We start from the raw sequence: 24,139 nt of genomic DNA on the forward strand, positions 1-24,139 counted from the left end.
GCCAGGATCAAACTCTCCATAAAAGAAATTTGATTAGCTCAAATTGTTTTGCTGGCATCAATTTTGATGTCCAAAATTTTGTTTCGTTCACTAACATATGTTAGTTAATAAAAACTATATTGATTACGTTTTGCTTGTTCAGTTTTCAAGGTTCATTTTGTTTCGCTTGTCGCGTCATCTCTTGGCGACTTATACATAATAACATCGATTAATCATGAAAGTCAACACAAAATCATAAGTTTTTTTAAAGAGTTTATTTTTATGTTTAAAATTATAGAAATGGGGTTTTTAATATGCTTCGTAAAACGTTGATATCACTGGTTGTCATAGTAGTATTGTTTATCTTTATTAAACCAATAAATTCTACGATGATTTCTGTCTTTAATATTGCTAATGCACCAACGGTTGTAACAAAAGGGCATTATGGCACTTCGCTTATTGTCGAAATTTCCTTTTCTGATGATAAACTTTTAGATTGGCTTAAAAATGTAAAAGCACCTTATCCGCTTCTTCTTTTAGATGCAGCATGGATTGAACGATCACCTGAGCATATAAAAGTAATACAAGAAAGAAAACTACCCACAGGATTACTAGGGCCCGAGGATTCAGTAGAAGAACCAATTGATATTGCATTGCTGCAAAAAGATGTTGGTACTTATGAAAAATATTTAAAGACAGCACCACTTTGGTTTGCTACACGAAATCATCAGTATTCTCAGGATTTACAAAAAAGCTTATTTCAAAAACAAATAAATATTCTTTCTCCTTCACTCATTTGGCAAGGAGAAAAAACGCCCGAATTACAAAAAGGAGATTTTTTATTTTTTTCTTTACATCAAGATACTAAGATCACTTTTAAAGAGCTAAATACATTATTGCAACAAAATAAATTTATGTCGATTGAAGAAAATATATTCGGTTACTCCGTGCAATCTAAAAAAACCCCATAATAAAAGTAGCCTCATCATATTTGAGGCTACTCATTTTTTACATTAACTATGCATTTTTTGCCTGATTAAGTCGCGCTTTACGTCGTTCCTCTAATTTTTTGCGATCTTCATCGGATTTTGCGTTGTATTTTGGTAATACTAATAATTGATAAGCATTTACAGCTAGTAATGGGAATAACAATAATGCAACATACTCGTTAATATTTTCATCGCGCCCCATTAATGCAATTGTCCACTCTAATGTTGTAACAACAATCATAAAGAATAATGCAGACACTAGAACATGTTTTTTCCCTGTCATTTTAACTTTTTGTACAGCTGTAGCAATTGAAGCGAAAATTAATACAATTAACAGCCCTAAATAAAATACCCAGCTTTGTCCATCCTTTATACCAGGTACAAATCGGAAGAACACAATATCAAAAATGGTAATAACAATTAATAATAGCTGTACCCAATTCCATAATGTCAGTGTTCTAAAGATGTTAACACCTACCTGATGAAGCGTTAAATAGGCGAAAAAACCTGCCTGTGCGATAACACTCATCGTAAACCCTAGGAATACCATCCATAAAATCCCTGCTGAAAATTCTCCCCATTGACCATTTGCTACATATGGTTGAAAGAAGCTCCATCGAATAAACAAACTAAAAATTCCGTTGACTACGCCACCAACGAGCATTGCAAAGAAGAAAAACTTTGCCCAATTTCGTATCGTCACAACTCAAAGTCCCCCAATTTCTTCATATATCTGTAATCATTTTAACAATGCATTGTTAAAAAAGCTATTTCTCTTCGCAAGCTATACATAAAGTCATCATAAATGTGAACAATAATTGAAAGAGTCTATCTATAGAAAGGACTGATGTTTCATGCGAAAATTGACTTTATTACTGATTTTGACGCTTTTTCTTGCTGCCTGCTCTCAACAAGATAAAACCTCTACGATGTCTTATGATGAGATAAAAAAAATTATGATTGACTCTCTACAAACAGAGGATGGTAAAAAGGCGTTACGACAGCTTCTAGAGGAACCGAGTTTTCGTGAATTATTGATATTAGAACATGATGAAGTGAAAAAGGCGACAGAAGAGACTTTGCTTTCAAAAGAAGCTGAGGATTTTTGGAAAAAGACATTCGAGGATCCAAAGTTTAAAGAAACTGTAGCCAAAAGTATGCAAAAGCAGCAATCGGATATTATGAAGGAACTAATAAAAGATCCGACATTCCAAAAGGATATGGAGTCATTCTTTGGTCAACCTGATATGCAAAAGCAAATGGAGACGATTTTAAAATCATCCAATCTTCGCAAGCAAATGGAGGAAGTCGTAAAGGAAACGATTGAAAGTCCACTAATGCAAGCGAAATGGCTGGAGCTTATCAAAAAAAGCGGTGAAAGTACTTCATCGGAAAGCGATAGTAAAAAAGATGCTAGCGATGAAAGTGATGGCAGCGCAAATAAGGATGACAAAAGCAAATAACTTCACAAAACAAAAAGGATTTCCTCAGCTATTCGAGGAAATCCTTTTTATTTATTTATTTATTTAATTTTGCAATGATTTTCGAAGCAATATCTAAATAAGTTTGTCCTGTAGAATGATTTTCAGCATACACAGAAGGCGCGAAATCTTCATCAGTCCAATCTGGCTGACCTAGTGGAATTTGTCCAAGTAGCTCTGTACGAAGTTCTTCAGTTAATTTTGCACCGCCACCTTGGCCAAATACAAATTCACGCTCTCCTGATTTTGACTCAAACCACGCCATATTTTCAATAACGCCTAAAATCTCATGTTCTGTTTGTAGAGCCATTGCACCTGCACGAGCCGCAACAAATGCTGCTGTTGGATGAGGCGTTGTCACAACAATTTCTTTTGAAGAAGGTAACATTTGATGAATATCTAAAGCGACGTCGCCTGTTCCTGGTGGTAAATCTAATAGAAGGTAATCTAGTTCGCCCCATTCTACATCACGGAAAAATTGATCTAATACCTTTCCAAGCATTGGCCCACGCCAAACGATTGGTGCGTTATTCTCAACGAAGAATCCCATTGAAATCACTTTTACACCAAAACGGTCAACAGGGTAAATACGATTATCCACTACTTTCGGCATATCTGTAACACCCATCATATCGGGCACACTGAATCCATAAATGTCAGCATCAATCAAGCCTACTTTTTTACCAAGGCGTGCTAAAGCTACCGCTAAGTTAACAGATACTGTAGATTTCCCTACGCCACCTTTACCAGATGCAATTGAAATTACCTGCACTGTGCTTAGTGGTGATAAAATATCTTGAGCTTCTGCTTCTGTTGCTGTTCCACGGAAGCTTTGCAGTTTTTCTGCCGATAACTCTTCAAAACGAATACCAACAGTGTTAGCGCCCGCTTCTTTTAATACATCCACAATTTTCATTTGAAGTTGCATTTGTTCAGGTGTATTTGTTTTAGCAATAGCTATTTTTACACTCACATGATTTTTTTCTTCTTTAATTGATACATTCGTAATACCGTCTGTTTCTGCTAAGGTTTTATGTAAAAATGGATCTTGTAGTTGTCCCAATTTTTCTCGTACTTGTTGTTCAGTTATCACGACGAACACTCCCCTTATTTTCTGTCAATGTTAGTATATCATAATGCTCTGATTTACATAGCAGCTGTTGCTCTATTCAATTTTCCCAAGTAAGTAGTCTTCAATACCTTCAACAATAGCAGTTGCCATTTTCTCTTGATATTTTTTATCTACTAATAGTGCACGTTCCTCATCATTACTGATAAATCCAGTCTCCACTAACGCAGCAGGTACTTCTGCCTTTTTCAGTAAGTAGATTTGTTTGATTGATAAAGCTTCCCGATCCGTATTTTGTAAGTTCGTGCGAATAGATTGCTGAATGCTCTTCGCTAACAATTCCCCATCAGCATGTCCGTCTTTATGATAAAACACCTGCGCTCCACGCCACTTTGTTTCAGGAATTGCATTAGCGTGAATTGTAATAAAAATATCTGGTTGTTCTTTTGCAACAATATCCTTTCGTAAAAAGATATCCTGCTTTTTTCGTTCCCTCAGTGTGCCAAATTTTTCTGATGGCGCGTGTTCTTCAATAACATCTTCATCCGTTGTACGTGTCATCACGACCGTAGCGCCCTTCTTCTTTAATTGCTTCTCCACATGCTGAGCAATTGCAAGTGTAATTTCCTTTTCAATTACTTCGCCCTTTGAAGCACCTCCATCCTGACCACCGTGTCCCGCATCAATGACAATTTTTATGCCACCTAGTGGGTCAGGTAAGAAGAAGTTGCGGTCCGAAGCATTCGTTTCATATGCCACGACCACTATACTCATCAGCATAATTACTCCTAGTGCAAGCCAGCGCTTCACCCATATCCACCACCCTTTATATGTAGTGTACGAAGTTAGTGATGGAACTATGCTAGAAAGTAAACAAAAAAACTCCCAAGCATAGGCTTGAGAGTTTGGGATATATTATTCATGTTTCGAGATACGCAGTGAACACAGCTTCTAGTCAATCAACTTTCATCTTCCCATTTCAGTTCACTTTCTGGCGCGATTAAATCTTTAAAAACCTTACCTTCAAAAACGAAACGATTCGCTTCTATAAAGAAACAATCTTTATTGTTGATGTGAAAGCTAAAATTAGTAGTAGATGAAATTTCTTCAATGCCTTTTAATTCAGGATCTAAACTTTCGATTGTAATTTTGTCAAAGCCATTTGGATGATAGCTAATCCCTGTTAGCAATAACTCATCTCCGTAATCGTAGTCATTTAAACGAAAGCCCTCTATATCTTCGAGCTGACACATGTAGAGGGACAGTACTTGTTCAAAGAATACGACCTTTTTCAACACTTCTTGTTTGTATTTTTTAGCGACAACTAATTTAACGGTTTCTCCAAAATAACCTATATCTACATTCATCACGACACCGAACTCTACTTCTTCTATTAATAGTGTTTGAATTTCTTCCATTATTTTTTCTTGTTCCATAATATCTCCTTCACTTAAAAGAATTCACGTTTTTAAAGCACTAACAAATTATTAAACACTTTATTATTGATGACTAAACGATTCGCTTCCAAAAAGAAATAATCTTTATTGTTTACTTGGAAATAAAAATTGGTATTTGAAGTAATTTCTTTTATACCTTTTAATTTTGCATTTATAGTCTCCACTTTAATTTTGCCAAATCCATATGGGTGGTAGCTGATTTCTGATAATAATGCTTCGTCCTTATCATTCAGCTCGTTTAAACGAAAGCCCTCTGCATCCTCAGACTTACACACGTACACAGAAAGTACTTGTTCAAATAATAGAATGGTCTTTTTAATGCATTTTCTGCTTGTACTAAGCACATCTAATCTTACAGTTTCCTTTAAATAATCGATTTGAACATCAAAAAGCCCTCCAAACTCAGCTTCTGTAAATAACAGTGACTTTATTTCTTCGATTATTTTTTCTCTCGTCATAGTATCTCCACACTACAATCAATTTTAAATATTTTTAGCTCATGTATCCTTTTTAAACTTTAAAAGATTATTAAACTCTCTATCATTGATTACTAAGCGATTCGCTTCAAGAAAGAAATAATCTTTGTCGTTTAATTGAAAATAAAAGTTTGTATCAGCTACATTTTCTTTTATTATATTTGATTTTAAATCTATTTTTTCCAATTTAATTTTACCGAATCCATTAGGATGATAGCCTATCTCTGATAACAATACATCATCTGCATATCCTAGTTCATTTAAACGAATCCCTTCTGCTTCGTCAAACTGACACATGTATAGTGAAAGCACTTGTTCAAATAAAATCATTGTTTTTTCAATTTGTTCTTCACCTAAACTAACTACAACTAATTTTACAGCTTTCTTCATATAATCAATTTTAATATCAAAAACTCTCCCGAACTCTGCTTCAGTGAATAAAAGATTTTCTATTTGTTTAATTATTTTTTCTCTCCTCATAGTAAACTCCTATTTTTTAAATTTTTTTATCAAATTGATAATTGTAGCAGGTGAAGTTTCATCCAAGTCTATATGTGTCTTTTCTCTTTGATGTTCGTATTTACCAGTTATATCAATTGACTTACCCCCCACAGACATACGCCAATACGCTTTTGACCTACCACCTGAACCAGCCTCCATTAAGCGAATAACAATCTTTTGTTTTTTATTTGGAATGGTAATTACCTTACCTTTATTATTTTGGGCAGTTTTCACAGAAATTAACATTAGATTTTGTCACAGGCAAAGGGTGGGGTTGTTCATATAGAGCGAATAAAACTTTCTTAGTATGGTAATGAAAGATTGATGTTTCTCTATAGTGTGTTCGTTATATGATTTGTCAATATTTTCAGATATTTTTTAAAGATCTTATTACATAAAAGTTATTCCGATTTTTTATCTTTAAATTTATTACGTAAAAATAAAGAAATGAGGAAACAAATGAAGTAGCCTGTATATCTCAACTGTTTTGATGTAGCAAAAATTTCAGTAGTTAAGAAATTAAAAATAACAAAGCATATTAGTAAACACTTTGCTGCAACGTCTCGCTTCTTTTCCATATTCATTAGAATGTTTACACATCCTTTGCATATTCCTTATTATTTTCTAGTTAGTAGATGCAGAGATTCATAAATAATGATATTAAAAAGAGGGGACCATACGTAAGCTTTAATTCTTAGGATTTATTCCGATTTTTTACAATCAATTTATAACGTAAAAATGCTGCGATGAGGAATCCAATGATGGGAACAGCATAATTAACCAGCCTTGAAAAAGTAAATATTTCTTTTAAGATAATGAAAACAATAAAGTAGGCGAGAATAAACTTGAAAGCAAGGTCTTGCTTCTTCTTCATATCCATAAGAAACTTACCACATCCTTTGCTATGTAATTTTAAATCTCTAAATACCCCACGCATCCCATCATTCTTTTTTTAAAATTTCACTAAAAATATCGGAGATTTTTCAATATTTTTAATAACTGAACTTTACTAAAAACACAAAAAACCCTCCCCCACAAAAGTGGGAAAGGGTTTTGAAAACGCATATAAATCGGTTGATTAACGTTTTGAGAACTGAGGTGCACGACGAGCGCCGCGTAGACCTGGTTTTTTACGTTCTTTCATGCGTGAATCACGAGTAAGTAATCCAGCTGATTTAAGTGCAGCACGGAAATCTGGGTCTACTTGAAGTAGAGCACGAGCGATACCATGACGTACAGCTCCAGCTTGACCAGTATATCCACCACCGTTAACGTTTACGTGGATGTCATAGCTTCCTGTAGTTTCAGTAGCTACTAATGGTTGTTTAATTACTTCACGTAATGCAGCGAATGGTACGTATTCTTCGATTTCACGTTTGTTGATAACAATTTTACCTGTACCTGGTACTAAACGTACACGAGCTACAGAGCTTTTACGGCGACCAGTGCCGATGTATTGAACTTGTGCCAAAGTAATATCCTCCTCTTAATTTATATTATCCGCGAAGCTCATAAGCTTCTGGTTTTTGTGCAGCATGTGGGTGCTCAGTTCCAGTGTAAACGTTAAGTTTACCGAACATTTTACGACCTAAAGAGTTTTTAGGAAGCATCCCTTTAATAGCTAATTCGATCATACGTGTTGGGTACTTTTCTAACATTTCACCAGCAGTACGAGTTTTTAAACCACCCGCAAATTGAGTATGGTGACGGTAAAGTTTACCCTCTAATTTGTTACCAGTTAAATGGATTTTGTCAGCGTTGATGATGATTACGTGATCACCTGTGTCAACGTTTGGTGTGAATGTTGGTTTATGTTTACCACGTAAGATTGCAGCTACTTCAGAAGCTAAACGTCCAAGAGTTTGGCCTTCTGCATCAACTACTAACCATTTACGGTCTACTTCGTGACCTTTAGCCATGAATGTTGTACGCATGTATATATCCTCCTAATCGATTCGATTACCGTTATTTTTCATTAGTCTACACTATAAGTTTCGGGGCTTATTTTGTGGTGGTAATGAAAATACCATCTGTTATCATATAATGAATGGCTTTTAAAGTCAAGCAATTTCATTAAACACCTGGTGAAGTTGTACAGGGTAACGTTTGGCATTTGCATTGGCATTTTGCCCCTCATATTTTGTTCCATTTAAAGTGAAAATCCGCTCTTAGAAAACATACAATATTCTTTTAAACATTTTGCTCTAATAGAATACTTTTTCAAGGTATAAACCTTGTGGTGGCGCCGTTTTGCCAGCCTTGTCACGATCCATCGATGCAACAACGGTCTCGACATTTTCCACTTCTCTGCGCCCTATGCCAACTTCCCATAAAGTGCCGGCAATGATGCGTACCATATTGTATAAGAAGCCACTACCTTCAATGACCATATGGAGCTCTTCACCATGCCACTCAAATTCGAGCAAATTTACTGTTCGTACTTTATTTTGCACACTAGTATTCGCCGCGCAAAAGCATGAGAAGTCATGCGTCCCGATAATAGCACTTGCAGCCTCCTGCATCGCTTTCACGTCTGGTTTCACACCATTAGTCTCTACTGCGTAATGTCTACGGAACGGGCTTTGTACAGGCTCACAGGACCATATATAGCGATAGCGTTTTCCTGTTACACTATAACGCGCATGAAAATCCTCTGCTACTTCCTCAATTGATAATACACGGATATCTCTTGGAAGCTGGACATTTAACGCCTTCATATATTTTTCTACTGGTATTGCAAGCGGCGTATCAAAATGCAGTGTTTGTCCAGTTGCATGTACTCTTGCATCAGTGCGACCACTTGCCGTTATTTTGACCTTGTTACCTTTATGCATAACAGCAAGTACACGCTCAACTTCTGCTTGTACTGTACGCTCTCCTGGTTGCACTTGATAACCAGAAAATTGCGTTCCATCATAACTAATAATTGCTTTTAATCGTCGCATAAAGCTACTCCTTTAACTTCTATAGAAAAATAATAAAACAGCCATTGCTACTAATAAGGCAAGCGCAAATGTATCACCTATATCCCACTTCAGCTTACGATAGCGCGTACGCCCTTCACCACCACGATAGCCTCGAACCTCCATCGCAGTCGCTAAGTCCTCTGCACGTTTAAAGGCACTTACAAAGAGCGGTACTAACAGTGGTACAACCGCTTTAATACGGTCTTTTATCGGCCCTGAGGATAAATCAGAACCACGCGCCATTTGCGCCTTCATAATCTTATCTGTCTCATCCATCAAAGTTGGAATAAAGCGCAGTGAAATAGACATCATTAGTGCTAGCTCATGAACAGGTACTTTTATTTTTTTCAATGGATTTAGCAATACCTCAATCCCATCTGTAATGGAAATCGGAGATGTTGTCAGTGTTAAAATAGACGTCATAAACACTAAAACTAGGAAACGTGTTGAAATATAAATCCCTTGGCGAACGCCTCCCTCGTAGATGGAGATAAATTTCCAATGAAATAATAGGTCGCCTTCCTTCGTCATAAAAATATGTAGCAAGAAAGTAAACGCCATTAAAAAGAGAACAGGCTTCAAGCCATTTATTAAAAAGTACAAACGTATACGTGACACTAAAACAATGAGTAACGTAAATGCTAATAGCATTGCATATGTTATTGTATTATTAGCTAAAAATACAATAATGATAAATGCAAAAACGAATACGAGTTTAGATCGTGGGTCAAGCCTATGAACAGGAGAATCTCCTGGCAGGAAGCGCCCGAAAATCATCTTCTCCATCATGACTCTGCACGCTCCTCTCTCAATAATCGAGCCATTTCAATCGCTAGCTCCTCTTCTGTTAAACATACCTTTGCTAGAGGTGTATTGATCATCTTTTCAATCTTTTGTTGGAAGCGTACAATACGTGGTGGCTCTAAACGAAATTGCTTTAATGTCTCAACATCCTTGAAAATATCACGTGGTGTTCCACTTAATACATTTTTCCCCTCATGCATAATGACGATATTGTCAGCATAACGAGCTGCATCCTCCATACTGTGCGTAACGAGAATCGTCGTTAAACTACGCTCCCGATGTAATGCATAAAACATATCCATAATTTCTTTTTGTCCACGAGGATCTAGCCCAGCTGTTGGTTCGTCTAAAACAATCACCTCTGGCTCCATAGCCAACACACCCGCAATTGCTACACGTCGCATTTGTCCGCCCGATAGATCAAATGGCGATTTGTCGAGTACATTTTCAGGCAATCCAACTAAACGAACAAGCTCTCTAGCACGTATATCGGCTTCTTTCTCTGAGACACCGAAATTCATCGGACCGAACATAATATCCTTTAATACCGTTTCTTCAAACAGCTGATGCTCTGGAAATTGAAAAACAATACCTACACGTTGGCGAACTGCCTTTAAATTCTTTGCCTTTTTACCAGCTTCCACTGTGCGATCTCCTATTTGCACCTTCCCTGAGGTAGGCTTTAGGAGTGCGTTAAAATGCTGAAGAATAGTCGATTTACCGGACCCCGTATGGCCAATAATCGCTTGGTACGTGTGAGATGGAATCTCAAAGTCCACATCGAATAATGCACGTTTTTCAAAAGGTGTTCCTTGAGAGTATGCATAGCTTACTTGTTGAAGTTTGATGTCCATAAATCATTCACCAACTCTTCTTCTGTCATATGTTGTCCCATTAACGGAACACCTTCCTTTTGCAATAACTTTGATAACTTCATGGCAAATGGCAGATCAAGACCTAACTCCGTTAACTTGTCCCCCAACGAAAAAATTTCGGCAGGTGGGCCTTCTGCAAACTTCTTGCCATCATTCATGAAAAGTATACGATCGGCCAACATGGCTTCTTCTAAATCGTGTGTAATCGATAAAACCGTTAGCCCTGTTTCTGCGCGTAATGTTTGTACAGTTTGTAAAACCTCTACACGTCCTTGTGGATCTAACATAGACGTTGCCTCATCTAAAATGAGCAACTTTGGCTTTAAAGCTAATGCCCCTGCAATAGCGACACGTTGCTTCTGTCCACCCGATAAATGATGTGGCTCATGATCCAAAAAACTGCTCATCTTTACTTGTTCTAGTGATGCATGTACACGCTTTACCATCTCTTCAAACGGTATGCCGTTATTTTCAAGAGCAAAGGCAACATCATCTTGTACTGTAGCTCCTACAAATTGATTGTCTGGATTTTGAAAAACCATCCCCATTTGCGAGCGACATTCCCACAGATTATCTTCATTTAATACTTCTCGTAATATACGTACATCTCCCTGCTGCGGGAATAGTAAACCATTCATTAGTTTGGCTATCGTTGATTTACCAGAACCATTATGGCCAACTATAGCAATCCATTCACCTTCCTGTACGGCGAAGCTTACATTTTCGACAGCATTTCGCAGCTCTGGATTTTCAGGTGTATATGAAAACGTCACATTATTTAACGATAAAATTTCGGGCATTTCTAGAACTCCTCTCTACATGCTCAGCTATACTAACTAACTTACACTTTTTTATGTATGAATTCTACCACAATCAATATGTCGGTATAAGAAAAGTGCCTAAGCGCTTATTCCTATATATTAAAAAAAGCACCATCAATTGGCGCTGTTAATAATAAAAAAGCGCGCACCTCATTCGATAGAAATGCGCTAGTCGTTACATTTACAAGAAACACGGGTGCTCAAGCCCTTGTTCTTTTGAATGAGGTGCGGAGAGCTAAACGAGACGCCACACAAAAGTGTCCGCTCATCATAACGCTCAGCTTAATTATTTGTCGTATAAATCGTTTTATAAAGAAAGAGGGTGGTGGTTCCACCCTCTTCACCACTTGTTTTCTCTTATGATTAAACTAATTCAATCACAACAACAGGTGCACCGTCACCACGACGAGGACCTACTTTAAGAATACGAGTGTAACCACCTTGACGTTCTGCGTAACGTGGTGCAACATCATCAAATAGCTTTTGTAGCGCAAATGAAGTTGTTTCGTTACCTTCTTCGTCAGTAGTTGTTACTAGTTCACGACGGATGAATGCAGCAGCTTGACGGCGTGCATGTAAATCTCCGCGTTTACCTAAAGTAATCATTTTTTCAACAGCTTTACGTACTTCTTTAGCGCGAGCCTCAGTAGTTTCGATACGCTCGTTGATGATTAAATCAGTAGCTAAGTCACGTAACATCGCTTTACGTTGAGAACTTGTACGACCAAGTTTTCTGTAACCCATGGATGTTTCCCTCCTTTATAAAAAATATCTGATCTTATAAGTTTTGTTTAAATCGCTTAGTCTTCTTTGCGTAACCCTAAACCAAGCTCTTCTAACTTCGCTTTTACCTCTTCTAATGACTTACGTCCAAGGTTACGAACTTTCATCATGTCGTCTTCTGACTTATTCGCAAGTTCTAGTACTGTATTAATACCAGCGCGTTTTAAGCAGTTGTAAGAACGAACAGAAAGATCAAGTTCTTCAATAGTCATCTCTAAAACTTTTTCTTTTTGATCTTCTTCTTTTTCGACCATGATTTCAGCAGTTTGTGCCTCATCTGTCATGCCAACGAAGATGTTTAGATGCTCGGTTAAAATTTTTGCTCCGAGCGAAATCGCCTCTTTCGGACCGATGCTACCATCTGTCCACACATCAAGAGAAAGTTTATCGTAGTCAGAAGACTGACCTACACGAGTATTTTCCACTTGGAAATTGACGCGTGATACTGGAGTGTAAATAGAGTCGATCGGGATCACGCCGATAGGAAGATCCTCACGTTTGTTTTGATCAGCAGGAGTGTAACCACGGCCGCGTTGAGCGTACATACGCATACGTAAATGACCGTTTTTAGCGATTGTTGCAATATATAGATCTGGGTTTAAAATTTCTACGTCACTGTCATGTGTAATGTCAGCAGCCGTAACTGTACCATCGCCCTTTACATCAATCTCAATAACTTTTTCTTCGTCAGAGTAGATTTTAAGAGCAAGCTTTTTCACGTTCAAAATAATTGAAGCTACATCTTCTACAACGCCTTCTACAGTAGAGAATTCGTGAAGTACACCATCAATTTGGATTGAAGTGACAGCAGCTCCTGGTAATGAAGACAGAAGGATACGACGTAAAGAATTACCCAAAGTGTTTCCATATCCGCGTTCAAGCGGTTCTACAACAAACTTTCCATATTTGGAATCTTCGCTGATCTCCACCGTTTCAATCTTTGGTTTTTCAATTTCGATCATTTCATTTACCCTCCTTCAAAACATCGAATGTATAGGTTCTTTCCATCATAGATTCGATCGTCATTGACGTATCGTTTAATATCTGCACAAGACAGTCTGTACAAAAAATGATGTTCTCATACAATATGAGACGCACCCATTACACGCGACGACGTTTTGGCGGACGGCAACCATTGTGAGGAACTGGAGTAACGTCTTTAATAGCAGTTACTTCTAAACCAGCAGCTTGAAGTGCACGAATTGCAGCTTCACGACCAGCACCAGGACCTTTAACAGTTACTTCCAACGTTTTCAGACCATGTTCAAGGGATGTTTTAGCAGCAGTTTCTGCAGCCATTTGTGCAGCGAATGGTGTAGATTTACGTGAACCACGGAAACCAAGAGCACCAGCACTTGACCAAGATACAGCGTTACCTTGCATATCTGTAATCGTTACAATTGTATTGTTAAATGTAGAACGAATGTGTGCAATACCAGATTCGATATTCTTTTTCACACGACGTTTACGAGTTTGTTGTTTACGAGCCATGTTAAGAAGGAACCTCCTTTACGTATTATTTTTTCTTGTTCGCAACTGTTTTACGAGGACCTTTACGCGTACGCGCATTGTTCTTCGTATTTTGACCACGAACAGGTAAACCACGACGGTGACGGATACCACGGAATGAACCGATTTCCATCAGACGTTTAATATTTAATGAAGTTTCGCGACGTAAGTCACCTTCAAGTTTGTAAGAATCTAATTGTTCACGGATTAGGTTTAACTGATCTTCAGTTAAGTCGCGTACGCGTGTATCTTCTGAAATACCTGCGCCAGCTAATACTTTCTGAGCTGTAGTTTTACCAATACCGTAAATGTAAGTTAATGAAATTACCACGCGTTTGTCGCGAGGAATGTCAACACCAGCAATACGTGCCATGTACGTTGTGCACCTCCTTTAGAATCAACCTTGTTTTTGTTTGTGTTTAGGATTTTCACAGATTACCATTACTTTACCGCGTCGGCGAATTACTTTACATTTTTCGCAGATCGGTTTCACAGATGGTCTCACTTTCATCTAACCTAACCTCCTTAATAGTCCGGAGCGCAAAAGATTATTTAAAACGGTATGTGATACGACCGCGAGTTAAATCATAAGGAGATAACTCGATAGTAACCTTATCTCCAGGTAGAATGCGGATAAAGTGCATACGGATCTTACCAGATACGTGTGCTAAAATCACATGTCCATTTTCTAATTCTACCTTAAACATCGCGTTTGGCAAAGTCTCAACAACTGTTCCTTCGACTTCAATTACATCATCTTTCGCCATCTACTCTGTCTCTCCTCTCTATATGCAAATTAAAGTTCTCATCGTTACATCAAACGGATATCTGCTGCAACTATAGAAGCAACCTCGTTTCAACATATGTTTGGATTGTATGAGAGATGTTTGAAAGACGCTCGTCTGGTTTCGCTTCACACAATCCACGGAATATACAGGACCAGTCTGGGCACTGAATTTCCCATGTTTACACGAATACCGGAATGTCTTTGATGAGATATTCATACCCGTTACACAGATGCTTCCACGAAACCCATTATACTCTCCCAAAAGTAATGTTGCACTTTTTAAAAGAAATATATACCGGGCACAATATGCTTTTGCAACTCTCAAAAAAATTATGTTTCGGTGTTGCTCCCGCATGCCTCCCGCGGAAGCAGTATTCTGCGCCCGGAGCCGGGTATCAGCTGCGGCTGCTCTGTAAAAGAGCATCAAGATCAGCAAACACTTTATTAATATCTTGCTGTCCATCAATATTTGTTAACACGCCTTTTGCTTCATAGAAGTTAAGCAAAGGTTGTGCTTGATTCATATTTACTTCCAGACGGTTTGCAACCGTTTCAGGATTATCATCCGCACGTGTGTAAAGTTCGCCGCCATCTTTATCACATTTACCTTCCACAGCTGGTGGATTGAAAATTAAATGATAAGACGTACCACATGTTTTACAAATACGACGACCTGATAAACGAGCAATAAGCTCATCTTTTTCAACTTGAATGTTTAACGTATGCTCGATTGCTTTACCAAGATCAGCTAAAATGCTATCTAATGCTTCAGCTTGTGGAACAGTACGTGGGAATCCATCTAATAAGAAGCCCTTTTCACAATCAGGTTTAGCAAGTCGCTCACGAACAATACCAATCGTTACTTCATCAGGTACTAGAGCACCTTGATCCATAAACGATTTAGCCTGTAAGCCTAGTTCTGTACCATCTTTAATAGCGGCACGGAACATATCTCCTGTAGAAATATGAGGAATTGCGTACTTTTCTACAATTTTATCTGCCTGTGTACCTTTACCAGCACCTGGCAGACCCATTAAAACGATATTCATCGGAAATAGTCCTCCCACAAAAGGTTTGCTGATTTCAGGAAACGAAGATCGTTCCCTAAAATCAACATTATTTCATAAAGCCTTTGTAGTGACGTTTAACAAGTTGGGATTCTAGCTGTTTCATCGTTTCTAGCGCTACGCCGACTACGATAATTATACTAGTACCACCGATTTGCACTGAAGCAGGTAGATTCATAAGGTTGATGAATATAATCGGCATTACAGCAATTACAGTTAAGAATATCGCGCCAACAAAAGTCAGACGATATAACACGCTTGTTAAATACGTTTGAGTGTTTTCACCCGGGCGAATACCTGGAATGTAAGCACCTTGTTTTTTCAAGTTGTCTGCCACATTTTCCGGATTCACTTGTACGAATGCATAGAAATATGTGAACGCGACGATCAATGCAACGTAAATCAACATCCCAACAGGTTTCTGATAATCAAACGTGTTTTCAATGAATGCTGTTACATCATTTTGACCAAAGAACGCTGCTAACGTACGAGGCGTAACAAGGAACGCTACTGAGAAGATTACCGGAATAACCCCTGCAGCATTTACTTTTAACGGTAAGTGCGTTTGTTGACCACCTGTTTGTTGGTTGCGTCCAGTAACTCGTTTTGCATATTGAATTGGGATTTTACGAAGTGCTTGTTGCACGTAAATTACACCAACGACAATTGCAAGTAAAATCAAAGCAAGTAATGCAAGGATGATAATGTTAATAAACAGTTTATCACCAGCACCCTCTATTTGTTGTGCATAAATTTGGTTTATTCCTGTAGGTAATGCTGCAACGATACCTGCGAAAATTACAACAGAAATACCATTACCAACACCATGTGCAGTAATTTGCTCAGCAAGCCATACAAGGAAAGCTGTACCAGCTGTCAATACAATTGAAATTGTAACGTAAGTTAGAATTCCCTCTTCTTTAATCAAAGATCCACCATACATTTTGTTGAAACCAAATGACATCGCGAATGATTGAATAAAAGCAAGAATAATTGTAAAGTAGCGAGTAAATTGTGCAAGTTTACGTCTTCCGACTTCACCTTGCTTTGCCCACTCAGCAAACTTCGGTACTACGTCCATTTGCAATAACTGAACAATAATTGAGGCTGTGATGTATGGCATAATTCCCATCGCGAAGATAGAGAAGTTTTTCAAAGCACCACCGCCAAAAGTATTGAGGAAACCAACGAGGTTAAACTCATCAGTTGCCTTTAATACATTTGCGTCAACGTTCGGTACTGGTATGAATGTACCAATACGGAAAACGATTAACATTAAAAGAGTGAAAATGATTTTATTTCTTATATCTCGAACACGCATAAAGTTAGAGATTGTCTGAAACATTAAATCACCTCAGTAGTTCCGCCGGCATTCTCAATTGCTTCTTTCGCTGAAGCTGAGAATTTATGAGCTTTAACTGTAAGCTTTTTGTTAAGTGTTCCGTTTCCAAGAACTTTAATTCCAGCTTTTTCATTGCTCACAAGACCAGTTTCAAGTAATAATGCAGTTGTTACTTCTGCACCGTCTTCGAAACGGTTTAATGTGTCAAGGTTAACGATAGCGTATTCTTTACGGTTAATGTTCGTAAAGCCACGTTTTGGTAAACGACGGAATAACGGGTTTTGTCCGCCCTCAAATCCTGGGCGTACACCGCCGCCAGATCGAGAGTTTTGACCTTTATGACCTCTACCCGCAGTTTTACCGTTACCAGAACCGATACCACGACCAACGCGATTGCGTTGCTTACGAGAACCTTCTGCTGGTTTTAACTCATGCAGTTTCATAGTGGGTGGCACCTCCTTGTTCATTAATTAAAAATTAATTTTCTTTTACAGTAACTAAGTGAGCTACTTTATCAAGCATACCGCGAGTAGCTGCATTATCAGCTTTCTCAACAGTTTGATTTAATTTACGTAAACCAAGTGCTTCAATAGTTTTACGTTGTGCCGGTTTAGAACCGATCACAGATTTTGTAAGGGTGATTTCTAATTTGTTAGCCATTATTATTCCCCCCTTATCCTAATATTTCTTCCACTGATTTGCCACGTAATTTTGCAACGTCCTCTACGCGTTTTAATTCAGTTAAACCTTGAACAGTAGCACGCACCATGTTAATTGGTGTGTTAGATCCAAGTGATTTTGAAAGAATATCAGTAATACCAGCAAGTTCTAGTACGGCACGTACTGGACCACCAGCGATAACCCCTGTACCAGGAGCAGCAGGTTTGATTAGGATTTCTCCTGCACCGAAGCGACCAAGCACTAAGTGTGGAGTTGTTCCACCTACACGTGGCACTTCGATTAAGTTTTTCTTCGCATCTTCAACAGCTTTACGTATAGCATCTGGCACCTCTTGAGCTTTACCAGTACCGAAACCAACATGTCCGTTTCTATCGCCAACTACAACTAATGCTGTGAAGCGGAAGCGACGTCCACCTTTAACAACTTTAGCAACACGGTTAATAGTAACTACGCGTTCTTCAAGTTCTCCAAGTTTGTTTGCGTCAATTCGACTCATGAAATGTGTCCCTCCTTCTTATTAAAATTCTAAACCGTTCTCACGTGCAGCTTCAGCTAAAGCTTTAACACGTCCATGATATAAGTAACCACCACGGTCAAATACTATAGCAGTAATATTTTTTTCCGCAGCGCGTTTCGCGATTGTTTCACCGATTTTTGATGCAGCCTCAACGTTGTTACCAGCACCTTCAAAATCATTCTCTTGAGAAGATGCGCTAACAATAGTTACGCCTGCTACGTCATCGATAAGTTGAGCGTAGATGTTCTTGTTAGAACGGAATACGTTTAAGCGTGGACGCTCAGCAGTACCCGAAATTTTAGAACGTACACGCGCATGACGTTTTTTACGAACTTGATTTTTATCCTGTTTCGTAATCACAAGGGTCACTCCTTTCTAATGCTTAGGCAGCATTATTTACCTGTTTTACCTTCTTTACGACGAACGTATTCGCCTTCGTAACGGATACCTTTACCTTTATACGGCTCTGGTGGACGAACGTCACGGATATTAGATGCAAGAGCGCCAACGCGTTCTTTGCTGATACCTTTAACAATGATTTTCGTATTAGTCGGAACTTCTACTTCAAGACCATCTTCTGGTGTGAACTCAACTGGGTGAGAGTAACCTACGTTAAGTACAAGCTTTTTACCTTGTAATTGCGCACGGTAACCGACACCGATAAGTTCTAATGATTTTTCGAAACCTACAGAAACACCAGTAACCATGTTCGCTAAAAGCGCACGAGTTGTACCGTGGTTTGTGCGGTGTTCTTTTGAATCAGAAGGACGAGTTACAGAAACCGCATTACCTTCTTGATCAATTTTCATATCTTGGTGGAAAGAACGAACAAGTTCGCCTTTAGGACCTTTAACAGTAACAGTGTTGTCATCTGCGACAGTAACAGTTACGTTAGCTGGTACCTCGATAATTTTTTTACCTACACGAGACATTTAGTTGCACCTCCATTCATTTATTGCTAATTACCAAACGTATGCTAGAACTTCGCCGCCAACTTGTTTAGCGCGAGCTTCTTTATCTGTTAATAAACCTTGTGAAGTTGACACTAAAGCGATACCAAGACCGTTTAGTACTTTAGGAACTTCATTTGTTTTAGCATATACACGTAGACCAGGTTTAGAAATACGTTTTAGGCCAGTGATAACGCGTTCGTTTTCTTTTCCGTATTTTAAGAAGATACGGATAATACCTTGTTTGTTGTCTTCCACGTATTCTACGTCACGTACGAAACCTTCACGCTTTAAAATTTCAGCGATTTCTTTTTTCACGTTGGAAGCGGGTACTTCTAACTTCTCGTGACGAACCATGTTCGCATTACGAATGCGAGTTAGCATATCTGCAATCGGATCAGTCATTGTCATTACATTTACCTCCTTCCCAAATTAGGGGATTACCAGCTGGCTTTTTTCACGCCAGGAATTTGTCCCTTATATGCAAGTTCTCGGAAACAAATACGGCAAAGTTTGAATTTGCGATATACTGAGTGTGGACGACCACAGCGTTCACAACGTGTATACTCTTGCACTTTAAACTTTTGCTTACGTTGTTGTTTAACGATCATAGATTTTTTAGCCACGTTTTCGCCCTCCTTGTTTAAATTACTTTTGGAACGGCATACCGAATTGTGTCAATAACTCGCGAGATTCTTCGTCAGAGTTCGCTGTCGTTACGATCACGATGTCCATACCGCGTACTTTTGAAACTTTATCGTAATCGATTTCTGGGAAAATTAATTGCTCTTTAACACCTAGTGTGTAGTTACCGCGACCATCGAATGCTTTTTTAGAAACACCACGGAAGTCACGTACACGAGGTAATGCGATTGCGATTAATTTATCCAAGAATTCATACATACGCTCACCGCGTAATGTAACTTTAGCACCGATAGGCATACCTTCACGTAAACGGAAACCTGCGATCGATTTTTTTGCTTTAGTTACTACTGGTTTTTGACCAGTGATAATTGTCAATTCTTCTACAGCAGCATCTAGCGCTTTAGAGTTTTGAACTGCGTCGCCAACACCCATATTGATAACGATTTTATCAACTTTTGGAAGTTGCATTACTGATTTATATCCAAACTTGCTCATTAGAGCAGGAGAAACTTCATTTAAATATTTTTCTTTTAGGCGGCTCATGTGTGTACCTCCCTTCTTATATTTGCTAATTAGTCGATTACTGCACCTGATTTTTTTGCAACACGAACTTTTTTACCGTTTTCGATTTTATAACCTACACGAGTCGGCTCGCCAGATTTAGGATCGATTAGCATTACGTTCGAAACGTGAATTGCAGCCTCTTGGCTTACAATCCCACCTTGTGGATTCAATTGGTTAGGTTTAACGTGTTTTTTCACGATATTTACACCTTCAACAAGAACGCGATCTTGTCGAGGGAAAGAAGCTAGAATTACTCCTTCTTTGCCTTTGTCCTTACCAGTGATAACCTTAACCTTGTCACCTTTTTTTACATGCATGCTGTCGCACCTCCTTGATTGGCACTATCATGAAATTAAAGAACTTCTGGAGCTAGAGAAACGATTTTCATGAAGTTGCTGTCACGTAATTCACGTGCAACAGGTCCGAAAATACGAGTTCCGCGTGGTGATTTATCATCACGAATAATAACACAAGCATTTTCATCAAATTTGATGTAAGTACCGTCTTTACGACGTACTCCTGATTTAGTACGAACGATAACAGCTTTAACAACGTCACCCTTCTTGACAACGCCACCTGGTGTTGCTTTCTTAACTGTACAAACTACGATATCACCGATATTAGCAGTTTTACGTCCAGAGCCACCAAGCACTTTAATTGTAAGAACTTCACGTGCACCTGAGTTGTCAGCAACTTTCATACGGCTTTCTTGTTGGATCACTTAGGTTACCTCCCTTCGGAAATTGGTTGTTCCGAAATAGTTATTAAATAATAACCGCTTTTTCTACAACTTCAACTAGACGGAAACGTTTAGTTGCTGATAGCGGGCGAGTCTCCATGATACGTACGATATCACCGATTTTCGCTTGGTTTTGCTCATCATGAGTTTTAAACTTTTTAGAGTACTTTACACGTTTGCCATAAAGCTTATGCTTTTTATGAGTTTCAACTAAAACAGAAATTGTTTTATCCATTTTATCTGAAACAACGCGGCCCGTGTAAACTTTGCGTTGATTACGCTCAGTCATACTTGAAAACCTCCTTTATCAGTTATTTGCACTGATTTCTCTTTCACGAATAACAGTTTTCATACGCGCGATTGCTTTACGCACTTCACGAATACGAGCTGTGTTTTCTAATTGACCAGTCGCCAATTGGAAGCGAAGGTTGAAAAGCTCTTCTTTCAGTGATTTCACTTTTAATTCAATTTCAGAAGTGGCAAGGTCACGGATTTCATTAGCTTTCATTAGATTCACCACCAGTTTCTTGACGTTTTACGATCTTACATTTCACAGGAAGCTTATGTGATGCTAAACGAAGTGCTTCACGTGCAATCTCTTCAGATACACCAGCAATTTCGAACATTACTTTTCCTGGTTTAACAACTGCTACCCAACCTTCAGGAGAACCTTTACCAGAACCCATGCGGACTTCTAGAGGTTTTTTCGTGTAAGGTTTGTGCGGGAAAATTTTAATCCAAACTTTACCGCCACGTTTCATGTAACGAGTCATCGCGATACGTGCAGATTCGATTTGACGGTTAGTAATCCAACTAGCTGTTTGAGCTTGTAAGCCCCATTCGCCGAAAGATACTTCTTTGCCGCCTTTCGCTTCGCCACGCATGTTTCCGCGGTGTTCACGACGGTATTTTACGCGTTTAGGCAATAACATATTATTTGCCTCCTTCCACAGATTTCTTCGTAGGAAGAACTTCACCACGGTAGATCCATACTTTAACGCCTAATTTACCGTAAGTAGTGTCAGCTTCTGCGTGTGCATAATCGATGTCAGCACGTAGAGTATGAAGTGGAACAGTTCCTTCACTATAGTGTTCAGCACGCGCGATATCAGCGCCACCTAAACGACCAGATACTTGTGTTTTAATTCCTTTTGCACCAGCACGAATTGTGCGTTGGATCGCTTGCTTTTGCGCACGACGGAATGAAACACGGTTTTCTAATTGACGAGCGATGTTTTCAGCTACTAGACGAGCATCAAGATCAGCGCGTTTAATTTCGATAATGTTGATGTGTACACGTTTACCAGTTAGTTCGCCAAGGTATTTACGAAGGTTTTCAACTTCCGTACCACCTTTACCGATTACCATCCCTGGTTTAGCAGTGTGAATTGTAATGTTTACACGGTTTGCAGCACGTTCGATTTCAACTTTAGAAACAGAAGCGTCTTTAAGAGCCGTTTCAATATATTTACGCACTTTGATGTCTTCGTGAAGTAGAGTTGCATAGTCTTTTTCAGCGTACCATTTTGACTCCCAGTCACGAATAATACCAATGCGCAGTCCTATTGGATGTACTTTTTGACCCACGGATTAGCCCTCCTTCTTCTCAGATACCACTAAAGTAATGTGGCTTGTGCGTTTGTTAATTGCGCTTGCACGTCCTTGTGCACGTGGACGGAAACGTTTTAATGTTGGACCTTCATCAACAAATACTTCAGAAACTACTAAAGAGTTGATATCTAGATCGTAGTTGTGCTCAGCATTAGCAACTGCAGATTTTAATACTTTCTCAACGACTGGAGACGCCGCTTTTGGAGTATGACGTAAAATTGCAACTGCCTCACCTACTTGCTTACCTCGGATTAAGTCTACAACTAGACGAACTTTACGAGGAGCAATACGTACTGTGCGAGCGATAGCTTTAGCTTGTGTCATTAGGATTTACCTCCTCTCAAAATTAGCGTCTTGTTTTCTTGTCGTCTGCACCGTGACCTTTATAAGTACGTGTCGGTGCGAATTCACCAAGTTTGTGGCCTACCATATCTTCTGTTACGTATACAGGAACATGTTTACGTCCATCATATACAGCAATAGTTAGTCCGATGAAGTTCGGGAAGATTGTAGAACGGCGAGACCAAGTTTTAATAACTTGTTTCTTCTCTGAAGCCTCTTGTGCTTCCACTTTTTTCAATAAGTGGTCATCAACAAAAGGTCCTTTTTTCAAACTGCGACCCATGTAGGAACCTCCCTCTGTGATTCCACCACGGCTCTCACATAGAACCGTAGTTTAACCACTTTATTTTTTACGACTACGGATGATGAATTTATCCGATTTATTTTTCTTATTACGAGTTTTGTAACCAAGTGCTGGTTTACCCCAAGGAGTCATCGGTGATTTACGTCCGATTGGAGAACGTCCTTCACCACCACCGTGTGGGTGATCGTTAGGGTTCATTACAGAACCACGAACAGTTGGGCGTTTACCTAACCAACGGCTACGACCTGCTTTACCGATGTGTACAAGTTCATGTTGTTCGTTACCAACTTGACCGATTGTAGCGCGGCAAGTAGCAAGAACTAAACGTACTTCACCAGATTGTAGACGAACGATTACGTATTTGTCTTCACGACCAAGTACTTGCGCAGAAGTACCAGCAGAACGTACTAATTGTCCACCTTTACCAGGTTTTAACTCGATGTTATGGATTGTTGTACCCATTGGAATGTTTGCTAATGGTAATGCGTTACCTACTTTAATATCAGCATCTGGACCAGATACAATTGTTTGACCAACCTCTAGGCCTTTTGGTGCTAAGATGTAAGCTTTTGCTCCATCAGCGTAATTGATTAATGCGATATTCGCAGAACGGTTTGGATCATATTCAATAGTAGCAACTTTCGCTGGAATGCCATCTTTAATACGCTTGAAATCGATGACACGATATTGCTTCTTATGACCACCACCATGATGACGAACAGTGATTTTACCTTGGTTGTTACGACCAGCTTTGCGTTTAGTTGGTTCAAGCAATGATTTCTCAGGCTTGTTAGTTGTAATTTCCGCAAAGTCTAAAGACGTCATATTACGACGACCATTAGAGGTAGGTTTATACTTTTTAATCGCCATTGTGTTTCCC

40 protein-coding genes and 1 pseudogene are annotated in these 24,139 nt (G+C 38.8%); 2 read left to right on the forward strand and 39 right to left on the reverse strand.

The window, feature by feature from the left end:
- Positions 1–293 precede the first annotated feature (293 nt).
- Positions 294–950, forward strand: a complete 657-nt coding sequence (locus ACQKNX_RS17880; protein WP_427430039.1) for a hypothetical protein — start codon at positions 294–296, stop codon at positions 948–950.
- Positions 951–996: 46 nt separating this feature from the next.
- Here the strand turns inward: ACQKNX_RS17880 and ACQKNX_RS17885 are convergent, their stop codons facing one another.
- Positions 997–1,671 (reverse strand): KinB-signaling pathway activation protein, encoded by a 675-nt coding sequence (locus ACQKNX_RS17885; protein ID WP_427430040.1) that lies wholly within the window; start codon positions 1,669–1,671, stop codon positions 997–999.
- 151 nt (positions 1,672–1,822) lie between these two features.
- Here ACQKNX_RS17885 and gerD point away from each other — a divergent pair, with 151 nt between their 5' ends.
- Positions 1,823–2,431, forward strand: a complete 609-nt coding sequence (gene gerD / locus ACQKNX_RS17890) for a spore germination lipoprotein GerD (RefSeq protein ID WP_427430041.1) — start codon at positions 1,823–1,825, stop codon at positions 2,429–2,431.
- 55 nt (positions 2,432–2,486) lie between these two features.
- On the opposite strand, the gene ACQKNX_RS17895 is transcribed toward gerD, so the two are convergent.
- The 38 genes and pseudogenes from ACQKNX_RS17895 to rplB all read right to left on the reverse strand — a co-directional run bounded on the left by ACQKNX_RS17895 (position 2,487) and on the right by rplB (position 24,129).
- The gene (locus ACQKNX_RS17895; protein ID WP_427430042.1) at positions 2,487–3,542 is read right to left on the reverse strand and encodes a P-loop NTPase; all 1,056 of its coding nucleotides are present in this window, start codon (positions 3,540–3,542) and stop codon (positions 2,487–2,489) included.
- Between the two features lie 72 nt (positions 3,543–3,614).
- Positions 3,615–4,328: an N-acetylmuramoyl-L-alanine amidase gene (locus tag ACQKNX_RS17900; RefSeq protein WP_427430043.1), complete on the reverse strand. Its 714-nt coding sequence runs from the start codon at positions 4,326–4,328 to the stop codon at positions 3,615–3,617.
- 149 nt (positions 4,329–4,477) lie between these two features.
- Complete coding sequence (locus ACQKNX_RS17905; protein WP_427430044.1) at positions 4,478–4,954, reverse strand: YxiG family protein; 477 nt, start codon at positions 4,952–4,954, stop codon at positions 4,478–4,480.
- 32 nt (positions 4,955–4,986) lie between these two features.
- A complete protein-coding gene (locus tag ACQKNX_RS17910; RefSeq protein ID WP_427430045.1) occupies positions 4,987–5,433 on the reverse strand; it encodes a YxiG family protein in 447 nt (148 codons plus the stop codon).
- Positions 5,434–5,472: 39 nt separating this feature from the next.
- Positions 5,473–5,931 carry a YxiG family protein gene (locus ACQKNX_RS17915; RefSeq protein ID WP_427430046.1) on the reverse strand — a complete coding sequence of 153 codons (459 nt, stop codon included), beginning with the start codon at positions 5,929–5,931 and terminating at the stop codon, positions 5,473–5,475.
- A gap of 9 nt (positions 5,932–5,940) precedes the next feature.
- Positions 5,941–6,198, reverse strand: coding sequence for a hypothetical protein (locus ACQKNX_RS17920; RefSeq protein WP_427430047.1), 258 nt, complete (start codon positions 6,196–6,198; stop codon positions 5,941–5,943).
- An 832-nt stretch (positions 6,199–7,030) separates the two neighbouring features.
- On the reverse strand, positions 7,031–7,423 hold the full coding sequence (rpsI, locus tag ACQKNX_RS17925; RefSeq protein WP_004233744.1) for a 30S ribosomal protein S9: 393 nt from the start codon (positions 7,421–7,423) through the stop codon (positions 7,031–7,033).
- A 25-nt stretch (positions 7,424–7,448) separates the two neighbouring features.
- Positions 7,449–7,886, reverse strand: a complete 438-nt coding sequence (gene rplM, locus ACQKNX_RS17930) for a 50S ribosomal protein L13 (protein WP_173479261.1) — start codon at positions 7,884–7,886, stop codon at positions 7,449–7,451.
- A gap of 270 nt (positions 7,887–8,156) precedes the next feature.
- Positions 8,157–8,897: a tRNA pseudouridine(38-40) synthase TruA gene (truA, locus tag ACQKNX_RS17935; RefSeq protein ID WP_427430048.1), complete on the reverse strand. Its 741-nt coding sequence runs from the start codon at positions 8,895–8,897 to the stop codon at positions 8,157–8,159.
- A 12-nt stretch (positions 8,898–8,909) separates the two neighbouring features.
- Positions 8,910–9,707 carry an energy-coupling factor transporter transmembrane component T family protein gene (locus tag ACQKNX_RS17940; RefSeq protein WP_403057447.1) on the reverse strand — a complete coding sequence of 266 codons (798 nt, stop codon included), beginning with the start codon at positions 9,705–9,707 and terminating at the stop codon, positions 8,910–8,912.
- Positions 9,704–10,576, reverse strand: a complete 873-nt coding sequence (locus tag ACQKNX_RS17945) for an energy-coupling factor ABC transporter ATP-binding protein (RefSeq protein ID WP_427430049.1) — start codon at positions 10,574–10,576, stop codon at positions 9,704–9,706. Before ACQKNX_RS17945 ends, ACQKNX_RS17940 begins: the two co-directional genes overlap by 4 nt.
- Positions 10,552–11,397, reverse strand: a complete 846-nt coding sequence (locus ACQKNX_RS17950) for an energy-coupling factor ABC transporter ATP-binding protein (protein WP_427430050.1) — start codon at positions 11,395–11,397, stop codon at positions 10,552–10,554. Before ACQKNX_RS17950 ends, ACQKNX_RS17945 begins: the two co-directional genes overlap by 25 nt.
- A 384-nt stretch (positions 11,398–11,781) precedes the next feature.
- Positions 11,782–12,162 carry a 50S ribosomal protein L17 gene (rplQ, locus tag ACQKNX_RS17955; protein WP_010860588.1) on the reverse strand — a complete coding sequence of 127 codons (381 nt, stop codon included), beginning with the start codon at positions 12,160–12,162 and terminating at the stop codon, positions 11,782–11,784.
- A gap of 56 nt (positions 12,163–12,218) precedes the next feature.
- Positions 12,219–13,163 (reverse strand): DNA-directed RNA polymerase subunit alpha, encoded by a 945-nt coding sequence (locus tag ACQKNX_RS17960; protein WP_004233733.1) that lies wholly within the window; start codon positions 13,161–13,163, stop codon positions 12,219–12,221.
- A 139-nt stretch (positions 13,164–13,302) separates the two neighbouring features.
- The gene (gene rpsK, locus ACQKNX_RS17965) at positions 13,303–13,692 is read right to left on the reverse strand and encodes a 30S ribosomal protein S11 (RefSeq protein ID WP_004233731.1); all 390 of its coding nucleotides are present in this window, start codon (positions 13,690–13,692) and stop codon (positions 13,303–13,305) included.
- A 25-nt stretch (positions 13,693–13,717) separates the two neighbouring features.
- Entirely contained in the window at positions 13,718–14,083 is a 366-nt protein-coding gene (gene rpsM, locus ACQKNX_RS17970) for a 30S ribosomal protein S13 (RefSeq protein ID WP_024364357.1), read from the reverse strand.
- A 24-nt stretch (positions 14,084–14,107) separates the two neighbouring features.
- The gene (rpmJ, locus tag ACQKNX_RS17975; protein WP_000868344.1) at positions 14,108–14,221 is read right to left on the reverse strand and encodes a 50S ribosomal protein L36; all 114 of its coding nucleotides are present in this window, start codon (positions 14,219–14,221) and stop codon (positions 14,108–14,110) included.
- Positions 14,222–14,258: 37 nt separating this feature from the next.
- Entirely contained in the window at positions 14,259–14,477 is a 219-nt protein-coding gene (gene infA, locus ACQKNX_RS17980; protein WP_004233690.1) for a translation initiation factor IF-1, read from the reverse strand.
- Positions 14,478–14,565: 88 nt separating this feature from the next.
- Positions 14,566–14,643 (reverse strand): annotated as a pseudogene (locus ACQKNX_RS17985) (type I methionyl aminopeptidase); the annotation flags it as partial.
- Positions 14,644–14,892: 249 nt separating this feature from the next.
- Positions 14,893–15,546, reverse strand: a complete 654-nt coding sequence (locus tag ACQKNX_RS17990; RefSeq protein ID WP_340821776.1) for an adenylate kinase — start codon at positions 15,544–15,546, stop codon at positions 14,893–14,895.
- 67 nt (positions 15,547–15,613) lie between these two features.
- Positions 15,614–16,909: a preprotein translocase subunit SecY gene (secY, locus tag ACQKNX_RS17995; RefSeq protein WP_427430051.1), complete on the reverse strand. Its 1,296-nt coding sequence runs from the start codon at positions 16,907–16,909 to the stop codon at positions 15,614–15,616.
- Positions 16,909–17,349, reverse strand: a complete 441-nt coding sequence (gene rplO / locus ACQKNX_RS18000; protein ID WP_173479258.1) for a 50S ribosomal protein L15 — start codon at positions 17,347–17,349, stop codon at positions 16,909–16,911. Before rplO ends, secY begins: the two co-directional genes overlap by 1 nt.
- Before the next feature lie 34 nt (positions 17,350–17,383).
- Entirely contained in the window at positions 17,384–17,566 is a 183-nt protein-coding gene (rpmD, locus tag ACQKNX_RS18005) for a 50S ribosomal protein L30 (protein WP_024364361.1), read from the reverse strand.
- A 13-nt stretch (positions 17,567–17,579) separates the two neighbouring features.
- A complete protein-coding gene (gene rpsE, locus ACQKNX_RS18010; RefSeq protein ID WP_024364362.1) occupies positions 17,580–18,083 on the reverse strand; it encodes a 30S ribosomal protein S5 in 504 nt (167 codons plus the stop codon).
- Positions 18,084–18,104: 21 nt separating this feature from the next.
- Positions 18,105–18,464, reverse strand: a complete 360-nt coding sequence (gene rplR, locus ACQKNX_RS18015; RefSeq protein ID WP_340821773.1) for a 50S ribosomal protein L18 — start codon at positions 18,462–18,464, stop codon at positions 18,105–18,107.
- Between the two features lie 32 nt (positions 18,465–18,496).
- Entirely contained in the window at positions 18,497–19,036 is a 540-nt protein-coding gene (rplF, locus tag ACQKNX_RS18020; protein WP_427430052.1) for a 50S ribosomal protein L6, read from the reverse strand.
- Between the two features lie 30 nt (positions 19,037–19,066).
- Positions 19,067–19,465: a 30S ribosomal protein S8 gene (gene rpsH, locus ACQKNX_RS18025; protein WP_401012537.1), complete on the reverse strand. Its 399-nt coding sequence runs from the start codon at positions 19,463–19,465 to the stop codon at positions 19,067–19,069.
- 29 nt (positions 19,466–19,494) lie between these two features.
- Complete coding sequence (locus tag ACQKNX_RS18030; RefSeq protein ID WP_004233656.1) at positions 19,495–19,680, reverse strand: type Z 30S ribosomal protein S14; 186 nt, start codon at positions 19,678–19,680, stop codon at positions 19,495–19,497.
- 22 nt (positions 19,681–19,702) lie between these two features.
- Positions 19,703–20,242, reverse strand: a complete 540-nt coding sequence (gene rplE, locus ACQKNX_RS18035; protein WP_340821771.1) for a 50S ribosomal protein L5 — start codon at positions 20,240–20,242, stop codon at positions 19,703–19,705.
- Between the two features lie 29 nt (positions 20,243–20,271).
- Entirely contained in the window at positions 20,272–20,580 is a 309-nt protein-coding gene (rplX, locus tag ACQKNX_RS18040) for a 50S ribosomal protein L24 (RefSeq protein ID WP_427430053.1), read from the reverse strand.
- Positions 20,581–20,615: 35 nt separating this feature from the next.
- Entirely contained in the window at positions 20,616–20,984 is a 369-nt protein-coding gene (gene rplN / locus ACQKNX_RS18045) for a 50S ribosomal protein L14 (RefSeq protein WP_004233650.1), read from the reverse strand.
- 43 nt (positions 20,985–21,027) lie between these two features.
- Positions 21,028–21,291 carry a 30S ribosomal protein S17 gene (gene rpsQ / locus ACQKNX_RS18050; RefSeq protein WP_427430054.1) on the reverse strand — a complete coding sequence of 88 codons (264 nt, stop codon included), beginning with the start codon at positions 21,289–21,291 and terminating at the stop codon, positions 21,028–21,030.
- 18 nt (positions 21,292–21,309) lie between these two features.
- Complete coding sequence (gene rpmC / locus ACQKNX_RS18055; RefSeq protein WP_004233646.1) at positions 21,310–21,510, reverse strand: 50S ribosomal protein L29; 201 nt, start codon at positions 21,508–21,510, stop codon at positions 21,310–21,312.
- Positions 21,500–21,934 (reverse strand): 50S ribosomal protein L16, encoded by a 435-nt coding sequence (rplP, locus tag ACQKNX_RS18060; RefSeq protein ID WP_010860599.1) that lies wholly within the window; start codon positions 21,932–21,934, stop codon positions 21,500–21,502. The genes rpmC and rplP overlap by 11 nt, the downstream gene beginning before the upstream one ends.
- Position 21,935: 1 nt before the next feature.
- Positions 21,936–22,589, reverse strand: coding sequence for a 30S ribosomal protein S3 (gene rpsC, locus ACQKNX_RS18065; protein WP_427430055.1), 654 nt, complete (start codon positions 22,587–22,589; stop codon positions 21,936–21,938).
- 3 nt (positions 22,590–22,592) lie between these two features.
- A complete protein-coding gene (rplV, locus tag ACQKNX_RS18070; protein ID WP_004233639.1) occupies positions 22,593–22,937 on the reverse strand; it encodes a 50S ribosomal protein L22 in 345 nt (114 codons plus the stop codon).
- 22 nt (positions 22,938–22,959) lie between these two features.
- On the reverse strand, positions 22,960–23,238 hold the full coding sequence (gene rpsS, locus ACQKNX_RS18075; protein WP_427430056.1) for a 30S ribosomal protein S19: 279 nt from the start codon (positions 23,236–23,238) through the stop codon (positions 22,960–22,962).
- A 60-nt stretch (positions 23,239–23,298) separates the two neighbouring features.
- Positions 23,299–24,129, reverse strand: coding sequence for a 50S ribosomal protein L2 (gene rplB / locus ACQKNX_RS18080; RefSeq protein WP_340821765.1), 831 nt, complete (start codon positions 24,127–24,129; stop codon positions 23,299–23,301).
- Positions 24,130–24,139: the final 10 nt, after the last annotated feature.

Origin of the sequence: Lysinibacillus sp. NPDC093712 (assembly GCF_050280025.1) — a bacterium.
Taxonomy (GTDB): Bacteria; Bacillota; Bacilli; order Bacillales_A; family Planococcaceae; genus Lysinibacillus.